At 42.6% G+C, this 19091-nt stretch carries 15 protein-coding genes; 9 read left to right on the top strand and 6 right to left on the bottom strand.

Annotated elements, in window-relative coordinates:
* Positions 1-56 precede the first annotated feature (56 nt).
* Genes B5Y40_RS12365 through B5Y40_RS12355 form a run of 3 tightly spaced genes read left to right on the top strand, consistent with a single transcriptional unit; the run spans position 57 to position 4493 of the window.
* Entirely contained in the window at positions 57-2630 is a 2574-nt protein-coding gene (locus tag B5Y40_RS12365) for an XrtN system VIT domain-containing protein (protein ID WP_079686958.1), read from the top strand.
* A complete protein-coding gene (gene xrtN, locus B5Y40_RS12360; RefSeq protein ID WP_079686957.1) occupies positions 2627-3982 on the top strand; it encodes an exosortase N in 1356 nt (451 codons plus the stop codon). Before B5Y40_RS12365 ends, xrtN begins: the two co-directional genes overlap by 4 nt.
* A gap of 1 nt (position 3983) precedes the next feature.
* Positions 3984-4493 carry a hypothetical protein gene (locus B5Y40_RS12355; RefSeq protein WP_079686956.1) on the top strand — a complete coding sequence of 170 codons (510 nt, stop codon included), beginning with the start codon at positions 3984-3986 and terminating at the stop codon, positions 4491-4493.
* Between the two features lie 3 nt (positions 4494-4496).
* Here B5Y40_RS12355 and B5Y40_RS12350 read toward each other — a convergent pair whose 3' ends face one another.
* A complete protein-coding gene (locus B5Y40_RS12350; RefSeq protein WP_143785715.1) occupies positions 4497-5108 on the bottom strand; it encodes a hypothetical protein in 612 nt (203 codons plus the stop codon).
* A gap of 445 nt (positions 5109-5553) precedes the next feature.
* On the opposite strand from B5Y40_RS12350, the gene B5Y40_RS12345 reads away from it, so the two are divergent.
* The 3 genes from B5Y40_RS12345 to B5Y40_RS29630 all read left to right on the top strand — a co-directional run bounded on the left by B5Y40_RS12345 (position 5554) and on the right by B5Y40_RS29630 (position 9055).
* Positions 5554-8226, top strand: a complete 2673-nt coding sequence (locus tag B5Y40_RS12345; RefSeq protein ID WP_079686954.1) for a glycoside hydrolase family 78 protein — start codon at positions 5554-5556, stop codon at positions 8224-8226.
* Between the two features lie 174 nt (positions 8227-8400).
* Complete coding sequence (locus tag B5Y40_RS12340; protein ID WP_079686953.1) at positions 8401-8853, top strand: DUF6934 family protein; 453 nt, start codon at positions 8401-8403, stop codon at positions 8851-8853.
* Positions 8854-8887: 34 nt separating this feature from the next.
* The gene (locus B5Y40_RS29630) at positions 8888-9055 is read left to right on the top strand and encodes a hypothetical protein (protein ID WP_159453687.1); all 168 of its coding nucleotides are present in this window, start codon (positions 8888-8890) and stop codon (positions 9053-9055) included.
* A 68-nt stretch (positions 9056-9123) separates the two neighbouring features.
* Here B5Y40_RS29630 and B5Y40_RS12330 read toward each other — a convergent pair whose 3' ends face one another.
* Together B5Y40_RS12330 and B5Y40_RS12325 are read right to left on the bottom strand one after the other, a co-directional pair.
* A complete protein-coding gene (locus tag B5Y40_RS12330) occupies positions 9124-9492 on the bottom strand; it encodes a glyoxalase superfamily protein (protein WP_079686951.1) in 369 nt (122 codons plus the stop codon).
* 41 nt (positions 9493-9533) lie between these two features.
* Positions 9534-11543, bottom strand: a complete 2010-nt coding sequence (locus B5Y40_RS12325) for a sensor histidine kinase (RefSeq protein ID WP_079686950.1) — start codon at positions 11541-11543, stop codon at positions 9534-9536.
* A 423-nt stretch (positions 11544-11966) separates the two neighbouring features.
* Here B5Y40_RS12325 and B5Y40_RS12320 point away from each other — a divergent pair, with 423 nt between their 5' ends.
* The 3 genes from B5Y40_RS12320 (at position 11967) to B5Y40_RS12310 (ending at position 15708) form a co-directional block, all read left to right on the top strand.
* Complete coding sequence (locus B5Y40_RS12320; protein ID WP_185145723.1) at positions 11967-12812, top strand: hypothetical protein; 846 nt, start codon at positions 11967-11969, stop codon at positions 12810-12812.
* On the top strand, positions 12772-15009 hold the full coding sequence (locus B5Y40_RS12315; protein ID WP_079686949.1) for a hypothetical protein: 2238 nt from the start codon (positions 12772-12774) through the stop codon (positions 15007-15009). Before B5Y40_RS12320 ends, B5Y40_RS12315 begins: the two co-directional genes overlap by 41 nt.
* 480 nt (positions 15010-15489) lie before the next feature.
* Positions 15490-15708, top strand: a complete 219-nt coding sequence (locus tag B5Y40_RS12310) for a hypothetical protein (protein ID WP_079686948.1) — start codon at positions 15490-15492, stop codon at positions 15706-15708.
* An 81-nt stretch (positions 15709-15789) separates the two neighbouring features.
* On the opposite strand, the gene B5Y40_RS12305 is transcribed toward B5Y40_RS12310, so the two are convergent.
* The 3 genes from B5Y40_RS12305 to B5Y40_RS12295 form a co-directional block, all read right to left on the bottom strand.
* Complete coding sequence (locus B5Y40_RS12305) at positions 15790-16227, bottom strand: NUDIX domain-containing protein (protein WP_159453686.1); 438 nt, start codon at positions 16225-16227, stop codon at positions 15790-15792.
* Positions 16228-16405: 178 nt separating this feature from the next.
* Positions 16406-17803 carry a hypothetical protein gene (locus B5Y40_RS30175; protein ID WP_245840523.1) on the bottom strand — a complete coding sequence of 466 codons (1398 nt, stop codon included), beginning with the start codon at positions 17801-17803 and terminating at the stop codon, positions 16406-16408.
* 249 nt (positions 17804-18052) lie between these two features.
* A complete protein-coding gene (locus B5Y40_RS12295; protein ID WP_079686946.1) occupies positions 18053-18928 on the bottom strand; it encodes an NmrA family NAD(P)-binding protein in 876 nt (291 codons plus the stop codon).
* Between the last annotated feature and the right edge of the window lie 163 nt (positions 18929-19091).

The following is a 19091-nucleotide window of genomic DNA, read 5'->3' as shown; positions in this document are numbered from 1 at the left end:
TAAAAAATTTGTCTTAAAGCTTTGAATTACAAAGTACTTTTAAATATTCTAACTACATGGAAAAACTTCAGTCCCCCTTCACGCAGACAGATGCTATTCACTCTACCGGAGAAGAGACGCCCAACTCGATGATTTATATAGTAGGATATGCTCTTTTAAGTATATCATTTTGTCTTTATGTAACCTTTGCTTTTTTTAACCTGGATGAAGGAGAGCACGTTTCTACCTTTGTAGTGCATTATCTTCTGGCACTTGTATATGTAGTGCTGCTAATCACCGATCATTCATACGGTATCACAAAGAGCTGGAGAAAAGAAAATATTCACAAGACGGTTATCCTTCTTAACTTGTTCCTGATAAGTGCGTATGCGCTCAATAGAGTTTTTACAGTCTTCCAGGACTCGACTGATTGGCTTTGCGCGTACCTGATCATTGCTTCAATAACAACGTTGAGTTACCGGTTCTTTCATGTACTTCCACGGTGGGTTAACAGATTGCAACAGGTGTTATTGGGAAGTACCATTGTATTGTATATATACTTGTCAATCTTTGTTTCCTATATCTACGGTGTTGGAACGATCGGAATCCTGTTCCTGGGAATAGGAATGCATGCCTTTGTGCCGCTTACTGTATGTATTGCTTGCTTTTGTCTGTTACGATTTTCTTTACGCAATGGAAAAATACAATATCATGCGGTGGTTGTTGGTATCGTTGCAACGCTGGCATATGTCACCAGTTTTGTCATTGAATGGAGTACTCGTGTCACAAGAATCGAGACGCTCGCCAATCAATCTGTTATGTACCCGGAGATGGAGCTTCCGGTGTGGGTAACGATAGGACAATCCCAGAAGAACGACTGGATCTCGCAGCGCATCCTGAAGTCGGACCTGGTATATACAACCCACAACCGATTTGCCGATTGGCGATTTATGCCATCCTCATCGTCCTGGAGTGAAGTAAAAAAACATGATCCGTTGGTATATGTGGCAAGTATCTTTGACCCAATTTCCGTTTCGAAGGATGACCGGGTAAAGATACTACAGTCTTTTCATAATGGACGTCACCAGGCCCAAGAGCGCTTATGGTCGGGTGATAATCTTACAACCTCCTATATTGTATCGGATGTAGACATATATACAGATCTGCGATTGGCCTATACGGAGAAGTATTTGAACATTCGGAATAACGCAGGTGGCGACCACTGGTGGGGTAATACTGAAGAAGCGATCTATACTTTTCAATTGCCCGAAGGCTCCGTGGTAACTTCACTTTCGCTATGGATCAATGGCGCGGAGCAAAAAGGTATACTCACCTCGAAACAAAAAGCAGTGAAGGCTTACAAGACAATTGTTGGCGTTGAAGCACGTGATCCATCGGTTATACATTGGCAGGAGGGCAACACCGTTTCGGTTCGCATTTTTCCGTGTACGAAAGACGAAGAGCGCAAGTTCAAGATAGGCATCACATCACCGCTCAGGCTGCAAGAAGGAAAAGTATACTATGAAGGTATAACATTCCGCGGACCGAACCCAAGCGGTGCAAAAGAAACACATCGCATACGGTTTATAGGGGGTGCAAAGGATGTTGATCTGCCCGGTGACTTTATGAAGGATAAAAAAGGCGACTATATTTTCGAGCAGTCATACGATCCTGATTTTGCTTTCAGCTACAAGGCCGTTCCTGTAAAAGATAATCGATTCAGCTTTAACGGCTATACATACTCACTGGCAGCGCATGAGCCTAAACTCCAGCCGGTGACAATCAAAAATATATACCTTGACATCAACAATAGCTGGAGCCGGGACGAGATTGATGCACTGTCAGCGCTTTCGAATGAATATACACTGTATGCCTGTGTTGACCAGGAAATGATGAGTATAAATACTGACAATTGGAAAGACCTGACCAGGGCACTGCATGAACAGAATTTTTCATTGTTTCCCTTTCACCGCGTAAAAGATATAGAACACTCTCTGGTGATTACCAAGGGAAAAGCCCTCTCTCCACACTTGCGTGATTTCAAGGATAGCAAGTTTGCACAAGGTGTTCGCAAATTCTTTGCAGCAAGAAAAAAAATAAAAGTATATAACCTGGAGGGAGATGTGTCCACTTACGTAAGCTCGTTCCGTGAATTACGGGGATTAGAATTTACAGAAGGCTCTATAAACACACTTCTTAATCATTTGGGAAATAAAACATTTCCGTTGACAGAAGAATCAGACGAGCGTATAATTCTTCACGATGCACACATGATCATCAGAAAAGTAAAGGATGAAAATGCACCTGCGGGTGAAGACAACGCTCCCGACCATTTAGCACGTCTGTTTGCCTACAATAACATCATGCGAAATATAGGTTCCGATTACTTTGAGGATGACTATATCGATGAGACGTTGGTCGAGGAAGCCGCTACCGCCTACGTTGTCTCTCCGGTATCGAGTCTGATCGTACTAGAGACGCAGGAGGATTATAAGCGATTTGGTATTCACGATATTGATAACAGTTTATTGAATGCTAGCAAGAATTCATCAGGTGCCGTGCCTGAACCACATGAATGGATGCTGATTATACTGTTCCTGACTTTTATAGCCTATACGATATATAGATCAAAACTGAGACTGGCACAATGAACGTCTTGTTATTGTATTTGCGGTATTTTATTCGCCCCGATCATTATAAGTGTGTTGGCTGGATCACGCTCGGGATAGCAGGAGGGGCGATTGCCTTTCCGCTGTCCTTTGTCTCGGCTAGCAATGTATTATTAGGTTTTTGCCTGTTGCCTTTTGCTATACTTACCGATGGAAGGCAACGGGTAAACTATATATACCTGGTGGCGATCCTGATGATGGGTTCCGTTGCCTATATCTATGCTGTACGGACATTTTACTTTTTTGCACTGGCCTTTTATATTCTGTTTTTGTTTGAACTTGTGCTGGGCCGAATCAATTCCCTGGTGTTGTTCCTGCTGGCTTTCATGTCACCATTTTTCAACCAGATTGTTATCATACTTGGATTTCCAATCCGCTTACAACTGAGTGAGTGGGCAGGAAAATTACTTTCGGCAGCAGGGATGATGATACAGGTAGAGGGGAATGTGATGTTACTCAATGGAACGGCATTCAGCGTTGATGAAGCGTGCATGGGACTCAACATGCTGGCTACATCACTGCTCATGGGAGTCTTCCTCATCGCGCATCAATATCATACCCGAAAACTGAAGCTTGGCTTCTTGCCCCTGATGGTTTTCTTCTCTCTTGTTCTGTTACTCAACGTTGGCAGCAATCTTTTGCGCATTGTTATGCTCGTATTGTTCCGCATTGCACCCGGGCATCCTTTGCATGAGATGATGGGTATATTTTGCATGCTTTTGTATGTAGTCGTTCCGCTATATTTCCTCGGTCGTTGGATGATAAGCAGGTTTGGAAAACCTTTCTCTCAAGAGACACACCCTATGCAGATCAGTATATTTACGCAAGCCCTGATTACTGCATTGGCACTTGCAGCAGTCTGGACAGGCTGCCAAATCCGGCATGAAAGAATACATACAAATCCGGAACATGCTCACGTTCAATTGAAGGGGTTTCAGCCTGTAGACATGGAAAATGGTATCACCAAAATGTTCAACAAGAATATCCTGGTATATATCAAGAACATCCCGGAGTTTTTTTCCGGAGAGCACACACCATTGATCTGTTGGAAAGGAAGCGGCTATACCTTTAAAAGCGTAAAGACTATAGCTATAGATGGCCATGAAATTTACTGCGGGCAACTTCATAAGCCTGGCGCCATCTTGTATACAGCATGGTGGTATACTAACGGCAGCACAAATACTATCGATCAGTTAACGTGGCGAATGGAAATGTTTCAGGGTGAACCTGGCTTTTGCCTGGTCAATGTTACGGCAGGTACGGAGGCAACTTTACGTACGGAACTCGAAAGAATCTTTGGCGGAAATGCATTATCGATAAAACAGCAGATATAGTATGACACCGGATCAGAATTCAGTCATTACAATTCAAAGAAGCATAAAACGGATCTTGCAGGTATTTATAGGGGGGCTAGTCATTAGCGGTGTTACGGCATTTCCAATAGAGTGGGAGCTGGGTATAGCATATGCGTGGATACAATCCTGCTCGTGCGAAAACACATTAACGCGATGGATTGAACTTGCTTATACCGGAATTCGTGAGACCAATCTGCAATATCCTTTTATATCCTACGGAACAGACTGGCTTGCTTTTGCGCACCTGGTAATTGCTATAGTGTTTATAGGTCCTTTGCGGGATCCCTTTAAAAATATATGGGTAATTGAATTCGGACTAATTGCTTGCGCTGCCATTTTTCCGCTCGCCTTCATTGCAGGAAGTGTCAGAGATATACCGCTATACTGGCGCCTTCTGGACTGCTCCTTTGGGTTGATTGGTGGATGCCTGTTGTGGATATGCTATATGAAAATAAAGCAGCTTGAAAAACTGAGTGCACTCAAAAAGTAGCTGCTAATATTTCCGGCAATACAAGGCTACATCTTTGATCATATTTTTTCCGAATGCATAGGAGAGGCCTTTGTCTAAATACGATTTGGTAGGATTATCAAAAAAGAAGGAAGCTGAATTCGGTACATTAAATCCCCAGGAGCCAGAATATTCCAGTTGGCCGGGTAAGATCAATGCGATATGTTTACCTCCGGCAGATGTAGTATACACCGCGATCACAGCTTTCTTGTCGTTGGCATTTTTCTGCGCTTCATTTAATGCTTTTTGTTCGTAAGCATGTCCTAATAAAGTCCATTGGCCATTATCCAACATCGAGTTTGATATTTCAAAGATTTGCAGGTACCGTTTCAATTTATCAGAGTAAAAGGCATTTACTTTATATACCTTGGCAACTGATTCGCCTATAAAAGAACTGCATTGATATTTTTCGGGAGATGTACTGGTGCAGTTCAGAAACTGCGTCATTGAATTTGATAATTCCTGTTTCCAGTTTTCATTTAAACTTTGTCCGTGTGATTGGCTGAAGATCAGCAGGAAGCAGATTGCCACATAAAGTGACGGATGCAATTTCACTAAAAGGTTCCGGAAGCAGATTGGGTAATTTGGCAAACGCATAGAGCAGAATTTATAGAAACAAAATTATAACTTTCACTGATCCCTAAAATCAATCCGTGCTCCGGCCAGTACGTTGCGTGTAATCGTCATGTACTATTTTAATTCATTACACTACTTTGTAAAAAAGAAATGCATTCTTTTTGAGCTCTCATCGAAAAATATCATGCATTACCTTGTATCGCAATAGCTCAAATGCGCTCCTATATTGTTTGTAATTGAAAACACGTGTGTAAGAATCGAACCACTTTAGAATCAATCGAACCGCTGTATAAAATATTTTTCAAATATGCGTCTCACCATTCATCGTGATGATTAGCAGCATGTATTTTTTAAGAAGCCATGGCGGGATAGTATAGGACGGCTGAAACCTTTTTAAGAGAATTTCATAAGCGGTTATTGAAAGCGGGGCACATCCTCTATATTCGTTTTTATAACGACCTATAGAATGTACTGGTACGCACGCATCTTTACTTTATTATCACTGGCTATACATATCCCAACGGCAATTCATGCTCAGTCGGTATGCCGGGCCATTAATCTGAAGACTGAATACCTGGTGAACCCGATTGGTATTGATGTCCCTAATCCAAGATTTACATGGAATATCGAAGATGCGCGACACGGTGCACGGCAAACATCTTATCGCATTCTGGTTGATACAGATTCTATAGCGCTCACCGTAGACAAAGGGAGTATATGGAGCAGTGGCTGGGTTAATTCAGACAACACGCTGGCAATATATAGTGGTGAAAAATTAAAACCCTTTACACGTTATTTCTGGCGATTAGATATAGCCGATCACGAGAATACAAAAACCAGACAAGGTACTATTGCTCGTTTTGAAATCGGGATGGTGGACATGAAGAACTGGCAGGGAGCCTGGATCAGCGATGGTCATGATGAAAATACCAAACCAGCGCCATACTTCCGCAAGGAATTCACTTCTAAAAAGAAGATTGTGTCCGCCAGGGCGTACGTTGCAGCAGCGGGATTATTTGAACTATATATAAATGGGAAGAAGATAGGCGATCATCGTCTTGATCCGATGTATACCCGTTTTGATCGTAGAATTTTGTACCTGACCCACGATGTAACCAGGCAACTCCAATCGGGGACGAATGCTATAGGGGTGTTGCTTGGTAACGGCTGGTATAATCATCAATCTACTGCGGTATGGAATTTCCATACGGCAACATGGCGTGCACGTCCTGCATTTTGCCTGGACCTGCGCATCACTTATGAAGATGGCAGCACCGAAACTATTTCCACCGGCAAAGGATGGAAGACTTCATTGAGTCCGGTGATATTCAACAGTATTTATACTGCAGAGCATTATGATGCAAGGTTGGAACAGCCGGGTTGGAATGCTCCCGGCTTTATCGAAACAACATGGAAAGATATAATGTATCGTCAGGCACCTGCAGCACAGATCGTAGCGCAGACCCTGCATCCGATACGCAATGTTGAAGAAGTTACAGCCAAAGGCTTCCGGAAATTGAACGACACTACCTATGTTTTTGACCTGGGTAGAAACATTGCCGGAGTTACGCAACTTCGGGTCAGCGGCCCCGCCGGTACAACGGTACGGCTAAAGCACGGGGAGCGTGTGTATCCAAACGGCCGTGTAGATCAATCCAACATCGATGAACATTATCGTCCTGTAGGCACAACCGATCCCTTTCAAACCGATATCGTTATCCTTCGCGGGCAAGGGGAGGAACAATTCATGCCACATTTCAACTATAAGGGATTTCAATATATAGAGGTCACGAGTAGTAAACCATTAAACCTGAATCAACAAAGCCTGGTTGGATATTTTATGCATAGCGATGTACCGGCTGTAGGGCATTTAAAATCTTCGAATCCTATCGTGGATAAGATCTGGTATGCTACCAATAATTCGTATCTCTCGAATCTCTTTGGCTATCCAACCGATTGCCCGCAGCGCGAAAAAAATGGCTGGACGGGTGATGCACAGATCGCTATAGAAACTGGTTTATATAGTTTCGATGGTATTACTATATATGAGAAGTGGATGGCGGATCACCGCGATGAACAGCAACCGAACGGTGTACTGCCAGCGATCATTCCCACCAATGGCTGGGGCTATGAATGGGCCAATGGTCCTGACTGGACCAGCACGATTGCAATCATCCCCTGGAATATATACATGTTCTACGGCGACAGTAAAATTCTGGCGGATTGTTACGACAATATGAAGCGGTATGTGGATCACATCGATGCCACCTATCCCACCGGGCTTACAACGTGGGGGCTGGGCGACTGGGTTCCGGTGAAATCAAAATCTCCTGTGGAGCTTACTTCCACATGTTATTATTATGCGGACGCGGCTATCCTTGCCCGTGTTGCCGCTATACTAGGTCACCCTGACGACCAATTGAAATATACCGCGCTTGCTGCCAAGATCAGGAATGCCTTTAATACGAAATACCTGAACGCAGAGACCGGTATATATAGTACAGGACTCCAAACAGAATTGAGTGCACCACTTTTCTGGGGACTGGTACCGGATACGTTAAAAATAAAGGTTGCAACCAACCTGGCAAAGCGCGTGGAAGCGGATGGATTTCACTTGGACGTTGGTCTGTTGGGTCAAAAAGCAATTCTAAATGCATTGAGTGAAAATGGCTATGCCGATGTTGCCTATCGCATAGCCGCGCAAGAGACATTTCCTTCCTGGGGATGGTGGATTAAAAACGGAGCTACCACGCTATATGAAAACTGGAATATCCAATCTGCGCATGATATATCCCTGAACCATATCATGTTTGGAGAAATAGGAGCGTGGCTTTACAAAGGACTTGGCGGTATTAAGCCTGACGTAGACAAACCCGGATTCAAGAATATAATTTTGCAGCCGTATTTTGTTAAAGGCCTCAATCATTTTGAAGCGTCCCATACCGGACCACAGGGAACGATTACAACTTCCTGGAAGCGCCAGGGAAAACGAATCAACTATACAGTAACGATACCTCCCAATTCTACAGCCACGGTATATCTTCCGGAAACGAATCAAAAGGTATATCTCAATAAAAAGGTACTGCAGGAGAATCCAGTGCAATTGGTAGCAGGGAATTTTGTGTTTGAATGGAAGTAGGTTTGGCTTCCATTCTGATCTGCAAAGTAGAAAAATAATAAATAAACGAGCGGCGCCTGGCAAAGAATAAACCTCATGTTTTCGGTCGTTCAAAGATGTCGAATACCGAAAGGAACTATCACTTGAAGACGCGTGTATTATATTTGTCTGATAAGCTTTACAGGAGAACGTTAGATGAATTCATTGCCATACAACCTGGAGGCTAGTCCACATTTTTTAGATTTCGAGTTTAGCAGCACAGGGCCAAAAGGAGAGGTGCGAAAGATAGTTCGGTTCACGAAAATGAAGATTGCCGATGCCAGTATCGAAGTCTATAATATAGGCTTCGGAGATTACAATAAGTTGGAAGATAAAATCGATGATCTGATCGTAACGGATAATAAAGATTCCGATAAAGTCATGGCTTCGGTGGCCGCAGCAGTGATGACGTTTACTGATCATCGGCCTGAAACGCTCGTGTTTGCGCAAGGCAGCACAGCTGTACGCACACGGTACTATAACATGGTCATTGCCTATCATTATAAAGATATAAAAAGCAGTTTTGACGTCTGGGGGCACTACCAGGGCGAGTGGGAAGTATTCAAGCAAAATAAAGCCTATACGGCCATTTTGGCAAAACGTAAATAAGTTTGTACATTTGTATAACTAAATGATCGGTTTCATGTCTATAACCATCAGTCAGAAAACAAAAAGCAATGACAGTCGTAAGACTGTTGTGGTGAGTAAGAAAGTAAAGAGTCATGCAAAGGATCCCTTCTTTGTAAGCAAAGCCAAAGCAGCAGAAGCGTTCCTGAACAAACATGGATTGCCTGCAGGGTTCTCAAAATAGTCGCTGATTATAAGAATAGAAAAAGCCGGGTATATCACCTGGCTTTTTCATTTATAGAGTTGATTGTTTTATGAGCGTTGAATAAATCGCAAGGTATTTCCATTCGGATCGTCCACATAAAATTCGCGTGTTCCCCACGTCTGGCTCACCGGACTTTGGTGAACAGGAGAATTTTTATTGCCAGGCTTCAATCCTCGTCCTATATACTTTAGGAAAAGCATGTCTATGTCTTCTGCAATGATCGAAACAACGGCACCTGTGACACCGTCACCGCTATGAGAAGACAGATGTAGCTCTGCTCCCTCTCTTTGTAAAACGCTAAAGGAAGGCGCCCCGGTTTCAGGCCACGTGCCAACCCATTCAAAGTCCAGCACATGTGTATAGAAGAGTATAGATTCTTCCATATTGGCGCATTTCATCATCGGAATAATATTCATCTAACCCGCATTTACTTTAAAAGGTATATATGCATTTCAGACTATGTAGCATAGGGTAACTTTACAATGAAACTGGTACCTATACCAACGGTGCTCTTAATTTCAATGGTACCCTTGAGGCGATCCAAAGATCTCTTCAAAATATATAGTCCAAGACCAGTACCACTGGCATTTTGTGTGGCCCGGAAGAACATATCAAATATCCGGGTTTGATGCTCCGGTGCTATACCCTGTCCGTTGTCTGTCACTTCAATGGTAATGCCGGCCGTTTCGGTGTATACAATTACGTTTACAAAAGGGGATTGCCGTCTTGCATACTTGATTGCGTTTTCAATGAGGTTCTGTAAGATCGTGTTGAGCAGCATCCATTCGGAGTGAAATTCAATGGCGGGCTCAATCTCTTTTTTAAATTCAATATTGCTGAAGGCAGGTAATCCATGGAAGGACATGATGCATTCATCAACCATTTTAGCAAAGTCTATTTTCTCCTTTTGTAAATCCGTGTGACTGAGTGTTGTCAGGTTGATTAACCCTTTGATAATATTGTTCATCCGTTCAACCTGCGCATGTTGTCTGTCCACATACTCAAGGGCATGGGCATCGGTTATTTCCATCTTCGCTAAAAATGTCAACCCCAACATCGAGGCGATCGGACCTTTCAGATCATGCGAGATGCGATAAAAGAATGAATCCAATTCCGCATTTTTGTTTTCAATGATACGCGTCTGAAGTTTATTTGTCTCCAATGTAGTCTGCAATTCTTCATTCGCTTTTGAAAGCTGCTCCGTTCGCTCCTTTACTTTGAGTTCTAATTTCTCGGTAGCCTCTAATTGTACTTGCAGCGCCAGTTGCTGGGCTTCCTCTTTTTCCATTTTATACCTGCGGTAACGGTCGCCCAAGGCAAATGCGATGATGATCGTTTCAAGGGTTGCACCAATCTCTACAAAATGGGTTGTCCAGAAATTGAATTCAAATACACCACTGTTACGTAAGGTCAGGAGCAGTCCACCGATCAGATATATAGTCCATGCAGCAATAAAAAAGCTTGCCGTTTTATTGCCTTTCACGCGACAAACAATTCCGGTAGACATATATATAATGGTGGAGAGGGAAATGAGGTTATTGCCCGCAGATGAAAGTGTTTTGGTAGCCACCAGGATGGTAGCGATCACGGCCATTGGAATCAGCGACAGCAAAATATAGTACATGATCGTAGAGTATTGCCTGACCTCTAAAAATCGTATTGTAAAGATTGACAGAAAAATGGTGAGTATACCCAGCGTCATTCGTCCGGCATAGAAATTCATCATGGGACTTTCCGGCCATAGAAATTTACCGGCATACCCGGAAGCTGATGTGAAGATCAGAAACGTACATACAATAGTACAGATATAGAGCAGGTAATTTCCCTGATTGAGGCTCAGGTAAATGAAGAGGTTGTAAAAGAACATGACAATGAGGATGCCGAAGAATATACCATAGCCTATATCTACCCACCGGACCTCTTCATTGAATTTTTCTTTTTCTATAGCATAAAGCGGAAATGTTTTCGGACTTCTGCCAGCGATCCGTATATATACCGTACTGAGAGAGTCTGCCGTGAACTGTAACGGTAGCACATGTCCTGTATGTGATACTTTCCTGATGCTGTGCGCCCGGTAGTAGCCAGAAGCATCATGATGCCATGTGCTGTCGCTGTGCCATTGATAGAAGTCCACATATTCGAGAAACGGAGCTGGAATTTCAAGATACCAATGCACACCTGGCTTAGCGATTCGGGTATTGATCTTTAGCCAGATCGTTGACTTTAAATACCCGAACTTAAGGTTGCCACCACTGCTGTGAAAGCGTTGTTGGAATGCTGGCGTTGTTACCTGTTCGATCGAAACGGAATCGGTATCATCAATAAAGACTTCCGTGTTGGCATCGAGTCTGTAAATGATGCTGGTATCGGCCAGCAGATAAGGTTTTTGGGCAAAACTGTCGAAGTTCAAAAAAAAGAATAGGAGGGCTATCGCCAGGGTAGATTGCAAACCAAAAGAAAGACGCATGACGAAAGCCTTAATGACAATTAATCAAATATAGCTAAAATCAGAAGATGATAGCAGGAAAAGAAATATACCGTCATATATTAAAGCAGTATATTTTTAATGAAGAGTTTGCCGCAAGTCTTTCGCCAGGAACTGCACTTCAGAGTACGCTGCATACGATCGAAATAATGCTCACGAATAGATATCGACATCATAAACCCAGAAAGTATTTGAGGGTCGATCTTGTAAATCCTTACATTTGCGCAGCTGTTGACCTGCACTATGAGCCGGATCTCTTTAATTGTATTTTCTTGCATTTTGTTTTCCGGGTGTACCCGATCTTCTTCTTCAACTTCGGTTTCCTTTTATTATTGGCGAACCAGCTTTCAACTCACCCCAGCGGAGCAAGAGACGCTTGCGCTTAATGAGGTAACAAAATTATATGTGCGCTACTTTGACGTTGCCCTCAAAGATGGAAAGCCAATTCCAGTTTCCCCCATCACTTTTAAAGATTCACCGGGCAAGGCAACTGTTGTGCCGGTGATATATATTAAAAATGAAGTTATGCTTCACCTGGCATTAGAAGCAGAAGATCTGGCAAAAAAAATAGTGACGTATATAGACCAGATAAATACCCGTTATGCTATACTTTGTACAGAGATCCAGATTGATTGCGACTGGACATTGACAAGTAAAGAAACTTACTTCAACTTTCTTGAGCGGTTGAAGAAGGTAAGCAACAGGAAACTTTCGGCAACCATACGACTACACCAGGTTAAATTTCATATGAATACGGGTATACCTCCGGTGGATCGTGGTGTGTTGATGTATTATAATATGGGACGCATCAGTGCTGACTCGTTAAACTCTATATATGATCCCATGATTGCAAAGCGCTATACAGGCGCTCTGAAGAATTACCCGCTCACACTGGACATTGCGCTACCTGTTTTTACCTGGGGCATGCACATCCGCAATAATAAAGTCATTGCTTTGCTAAACAAGGTTGATAATGCTGCGTTTACCAATGACATTCATTTTGAAATGAGAGCACCATCATTTTTTGAGGTGAAGGAAAATGTCATTAAAATTGGACGCTATTTTGAAAAAGGCGACCGGATAAAAATCGAATCCATTACACCTGATGAACTTGAAGGCATGGCTGAAGATCTCTCTGGTTACTTGCGTGAAAAACCTCAGGAAGTGATCTTCTACGATCTTGATAATTTTAATTTGAAACACTACCCAAATGAAAAACAATTCTTTCAAAAAGTCAGTCGCTATTTTTAGCCTGATAGCCTTCGGTGCATATGGAGGGCTGCTTGCGTGCGCTGATTATTTCTGGGGCTATGATTATGATTCAAGCTTTACTCCCGAGACGTACGTTGACAAATCATATCTCCCTTTATTTTTTGCTCCCAATGATGTCTTCTATAGTATTGGTTTTGACAGCGATCATACCATTCGATTCAATGATGTTATCCTGGCAGATTGGTCAGGTTATCTAAAGGGCAAGATGACCACAAAGGAATTGTCGTTTTTCTTATTGAATGATAGTGCTGTTACCGTGATCAATCAATTATATACTGCCATTCAAAAAAAACAGAGCCCTCCTGCAGTGTATAGTAAGTTGAATCTCGCCGATGAAAAAGTAAGAGGTTTCATCGAATTCATGTATCACGCTAAAACAATTGAAGTAAGCAGTACACAATCTGCTGATTCATGGAACTACGATGAAAAGAAAGCTCCCGTAGTAGACTATAAAACTGTTGTCCAGGTAGAAAAGCTATATACATCAACTAGCGATGCTTTCCTGAAAAATCGATATTGGTTCCAAACGATGAAGGCTTACTTCTATAGTCAGAATAAGCAAAGTGTTATACCGTTCTTCGAAAAGACAAAAGCATCTGTTCCTGAGAATACATTATACTATCGTGGATTGTCATATGTAGCCGGAGCGCATTATAGCAGAAAAAATTATACTACGTCCAACTATTTATATAGTGTTGTTTTTGACAAGTGTCCGGAGTTACGAACGGTTACGGCCTATAACTTTCATCCACAGGAGGAAAAGGATTTCCGGGCTTCGTTGGCGCTGGCAAAAACTCCGGCAGAGAAGACTGGTCTTTGGGCATTGTTCGGTTACTACGCTGATGAGAAAACTGCGATCCGTGAGATCTATGCCTTGAACCCGACCAGTACACACCTCGACTATCTTTTAACCCGCCTGGTAAACAAAGAAGAAGTTAGGTTAAATGATATAGCTTTCAAATCTGCAGATGACTATCGCAAAAGTATGAAAGAGCAGCAGGGCAAAGATGCGCTGCAACTGGTGAACACCATTGCCAAAGAGGAGAAAACAGGTAAGCCATATTTATGGAATATCGCTGCAGGATATCTGAACATCTTTACAGGAAATCATTCCCTCGCCCTTCAGCTGTTGGAGAAAGGAGAGAAGCAAGGACCGAAGACTGACCTTGCTGCCAAGCAAATACGTTTGTTGAAATTGATCAATACACTGAGCAGTATAACCGTGATGGATGCCAAGGCCGAGAGTAAAGTACACCCTGAACTTCAGTGGCTATACATTACCTGTACCAAGAACCCCGATGATACATTCCGCTATACACACGCCCTGACATGGAGCAAGCGCTATATATCATCGCTATACCAGCGCCAGCAGAATCCGGTGTTGGCAGAGTTATTCAACCGCGATGATAAATTTTACCAGACGGTTGCTAACCAGGAAGCGATGAAAAGCTTTATGGCGAAGTCTTCTCAATCTCCATGGGAGCAGCTGGCAAAAGGAATTTATAACGTAACCTTGTCAGATATATATGAGTACCAGGCTGTGATGAGTGCCTATACCGGCAACCTTGATGCAGCCATTTCCTTTATGGAAAAGTCTGATCAGTCAAAAGATGCACAGTTGCTTGGAAATCCGTTTAACGGAAAGATCAAGGATTGTCATGACTGTGATCATGCAGCCACTCAGAAAGTGAAGTACACCAAGTTATCCTTCCTGAAGAAGATGAAGGAGATGCGCACCTTTGTTGACAAGGGCGAAGATGTATATAATAACAGCCTGTTGCTTGGAAACGCATTCTATAACATGACCTACTTTGGTAATGCCCGTGTGTTTTACTATGGAGCGATCACCAATCAATACAGCAACTATATAGATCCCTTTTACCAGCCGCAGTTGCTGCGCTGCGCCAACGCCAGGCAGTATTACCAAAAAGCGTTTGAGGCAGCAGCAAACCCAGAGCAAAAAGCGAAGTGTGTATACATGCTTGCCAAGTGTGAGCGTAACGAATTTTATACGGATAAATACCACAGCGCAAATGACTTTTACGGAGAGCCTGAAGTAAGCTTCCTGGCATGGGATGGTTTCAAGAAGCTGAAAAACGAATATGCGAGCACGCGTTACTATAAAGAGGTGATCAGCGAATGTGGTTATTTTCAAAAGTATATTGAAGGAAACTAAGAAGTGCTTTTACAGATACACACAGCCGTTCCGGTAGGGGGCTCGTTGTAGCGTCAGCAAACGAGCCAACCCCAGGGCTAGTGTATTTTTTTTACGAGGCCTTGTAATATAAAGGCGCTATATCAACAATTATAAAAGCCGTTTTTTTACTTCTATTCAACACCTACTTCAACTACGCGGACGGGTTGCGTTTACACCTTACAGCTTCTAAGTAAAACACTGATATCGTTGATAAGTAATTTATGCAAAAAGTGGTGAATTAGGCCTTTTCAATGGTTTGTTCTGGCTTTTAGAGAGCAATTCACCGCAACATCCTGTGCGCGTTTTTTTAGCACCCAATGTCAGATAGACTTTCATTTAAACGAGCAAAATAATTTTAAGCAGTTCACCTTTGTATAGTTCACTGACCGGGCAGCTATAGCACTATAGATTACTCAGAAGGCGAGAAGGTTACACTATAAATTAAAACGTTTAAATCTTATGATGACATTTCATGAAAAACTCAGCATCCTGAATATAATGAAGGAAGCCAGGCAGTCGATTGAACTGACCTATAACAAAAGACAAGTTGTTCAGAAATGTCAAATCGTACAGGTGATTAATAACGAATACATCATCATTCGCCAACGGAAGTCTTTTTTTTCAAACGTGCGTGCATTTCTGAGTATTGACGCTGTCGATGATATCAAGATCGATTAGTAGTAAATTGGTATATATAGGAAGTAGACTATGTTTACAGTATAGCCGTAGCAGTATATAAATCGCTCACACCAGCGACTCTTACCGGGTGAATACTTTTGATTCCGGATCCAATGCATCCTTGAGCCAATGGGGGTTCATCAGGTCGAGTTCATCGGGTAATCTGTGCAGCGGAAAATATGAGAACGCAGCGCTTTCACTGTTGGATATACCTTCCTGGATTTGATCTATAAGCTTTACTTCAAAGTACGTAACAACATACTGTACGGCTCTGTCGGGATAATAATATGTAGTATATTCCGGTGAAGAGTATACGCCAATCAATCGAACTACTTCACTTCGCGTATAGGCTTCTTCCTGTATCTCCCGGACAATGGCTTCCTGTACCGTTTCCCCGAACTCCACATGCCCTGAGATTACACACCATTTCTTTGTGTCCATTCGTCTTTGCAACAGAATATCTCCTTTTTCATTGAAGATAATGGCCGCCACGGCCGGTAAAATCTCTTTCCGTATCATAGGCATGAAGTTATAACCTATTCCACTGGTATGAAAGTATATATTATAGATTCTTCAGTGGGTGTTATATAGCGTATAACACGAACTATAGTAATCAGTTTTTTTGTATGAGAAAATCAAATCTGAACCTTTACGGATAAAGAATTCAGATTTGATTTTGTTGAGTATCACTGCAGAATTAATTGTGTGGTGTGCCGGGATCTGGACTCGTGTTCTTCTCGTATACTTTGAAATCTGTAATCCACAGGGATTCGTTTTTTAACAAGGGACTTTGTCCTACGGGGTTGTTGTCTAATCTACCACCTGCCAGGCTGCGGTAAATGCCATACTTGTTTCGAATAAATGAAGCACCACTACGCCACATATCAATGTTGGTGTCCTCGAAATCGATCAATACTTTACCGTCACGGATGCGAATAATTTCGCAAGCATAATAACCGTTATGTGTATAGTGCATCTCTTCACGTACCTGCACCCACTCATCTTCGAAATCTGACAAAGGTATATTGTTAACTACGGTACCTTTGCCCGTGCTTGCTCCATCTACGGAATGTATAATTTGCATGCGCTTGTTGGTGCCATCACTGTTTGCACGTGGTGTGATGGTGATTACCGGGCTGCCGTTGTTAGGTCCGTCTTGCGCCTTCAACTGGTGAATGTGGCAGAAATTGGCAGTCGGTTGAAAACCTGCGGGAAGTTTAAATTTCCATTCCAATATTTGCCACTCATCCCAGTTGCCTTGCACTTTGGCCCACGTAGTGTTGTTTGTTATTGACTTCATTTCATTTCGTTGACGATCTACCGTGGTAGCGCTGCATCGGTCTCCATCGATAACAGGATCTATATGTATATCAAAACGAAAAACAGGTTTAGCGAATGTAGCATCCCGTACAATATCGCAATGTATACCCTCGGAATGTCCGCCATATCCACTGTTGCAATGCGGATGTTCAGAATAATCAAAACCGAAAGTTTTCATATAGGTATTGATCTCATTGTAAGGTTTGCCGATCATCGAGGGAGCAGCCTCCATCGTAGATGTAAGGGTATATCCTCTGCAGCCAGGACCTGTCAGTGTCTTGGAGACGCATGTACGGCCGCTCTTTATCCAACCTGTTGTGCCGACCTGAGAGTATAGTGTATCCAGTGTAAACTCAATGACGTATTGGTTTGCACATCCGAGGTTATCAAACTTCACGATGTTGGCTGAATGTATAGCGCATCCTGTATTGCCTTCGCTGCTGGAAATCTGATGCGACCAATCTTTACCGTTAACGGATACCGACACTATATTTGATATCGTTGGACTTGCTTCGCCACACGTACCAAAGTCTATAATAAAGTGTCCCGGATCTTTTGTTCCAACACTCTTTGTAAGTGTATATTTCCAGGTGGTGCTGTCCACTACAAGTGAAACCTGGAAATCATTGTCAGACGGTTTGCGCATGGCGGATGCATCATCGCCGGTAGATCCGGAAGAGTCGTCTGCCGGCACCATACTCTCTTCCTTGCAAGCATATGTAACTGCTGCAAGGAGGATCACAAGAATGAGGGTTTGGGATAATCGTTTTTTCATTGGCGTTTAGTTTAAATTGGTGAACGTACAATGATGACGACCTGAATTCCTGTCTGCCTTACAAACTCAAGGTGTAAAAAACGTTCAAAGAACGGGTATAAAATTGATTGGATTGGCCCGTGGAAAACAAGCGAAGGTGTTTTGCCTGACCTCGCTCGTTCTTACTATATATAGTGAACAGCTTAAATGTTACACCACTATATTTCGGGAAGTGGATGATAAGGGATCTGCGTGAAGGACAGCGATAGCCTATACGGTTTGGTGTATATGTTCCGCCAGATATTCACTGAATCCGGTTGTCGCCTTTACAGGAATTGTGCCTTTGCCTTCAGGTCCGGTTTTACCGTCAACAACCATCTGCGTCATTTCGATGAAGTTCTTTGTAGCATCTGCGGTGAAGCCAAATCCCTGGAGCGTTTTTGCCCATTCCTGGCGAGGTATCTGCTGTACTTTGACTTCTCGTCCTAGAGCATTCCCGAACATATTCGCAATGTCAGTTGCGTTATACGACTCCGGGCCCTCTATTTCAAAGACAGGTTCGCCCTCTATATCTCGAACCATCATGTCGGCAATGAATTGTGCAACGTCTAGTGGCGATATCATAGATATTTTCAAATCAACAGGATAAAACGATGGGAGTATACCCGTATCCTGAATAACAGAAACATAATTCATCCAATTGCTATAGTAGTAAGCGGGACGTATAAAGATTTTCTGAATGTCAAGCGACATGAAGGAATGCTCAAGCAGGTATGACATCTTCAGGTTACCACTATCATTTTCATGTTGCGCTCCCATCGAGGATAATCCCACTATCTTTTTAATGGTTGAATTCTCAATAGCTTTTCTATAGTTGGTTAAGATCTTTTTAGTATCTCCAATCACATCATTGCTATTTCCTGTTTCCGGTGTTAACAGAAATATAGTATCACCATTTCTGAAAGCGTTCTCCAATGCAGGTAAATCAAATGCATCGGCCACTTCAATCGTCAGGTTTTTATTTATCTGTAGTGTTTTAGCTTTATCTGGATTTCTGATAATAGCTTTCACGCTTTCATTCCTGGAAAGTAAATTGTTAACGATAGCGGAACCAACTTGTCCTGAAGCACCCAGTATTATATTCATAGCGTTTTATTTTGATGCGCCGAGCGGTTGCATAGATTTTAAATACACGTCCATTAAGACGCTCGATTTAGAAGGTAAATAATTGTGCCGTAGCCATGGCGTTGCGGGATGCCTCTGTTTTAGCTGGTTGTTAAAAACAAAGTTCCGATAGTTAGTCTATCGG

Source organism: Ohtaekwangia koreensis (assembly GCF_900167975.1).
In the GTDB taxonomy this organism is placed as follows: Bacteria; Bacteroidota; Bacteroidia; order Cytophagales; family Cyclobacteriaceae; genus Ohtaekwangia; species Ohtaekwangia koreensis.
The sequence above is the reverse complement of the archived record's forward strand: the minus strand, read 5'-3'. Positions and strand labels throughout refer to the sequence as shown.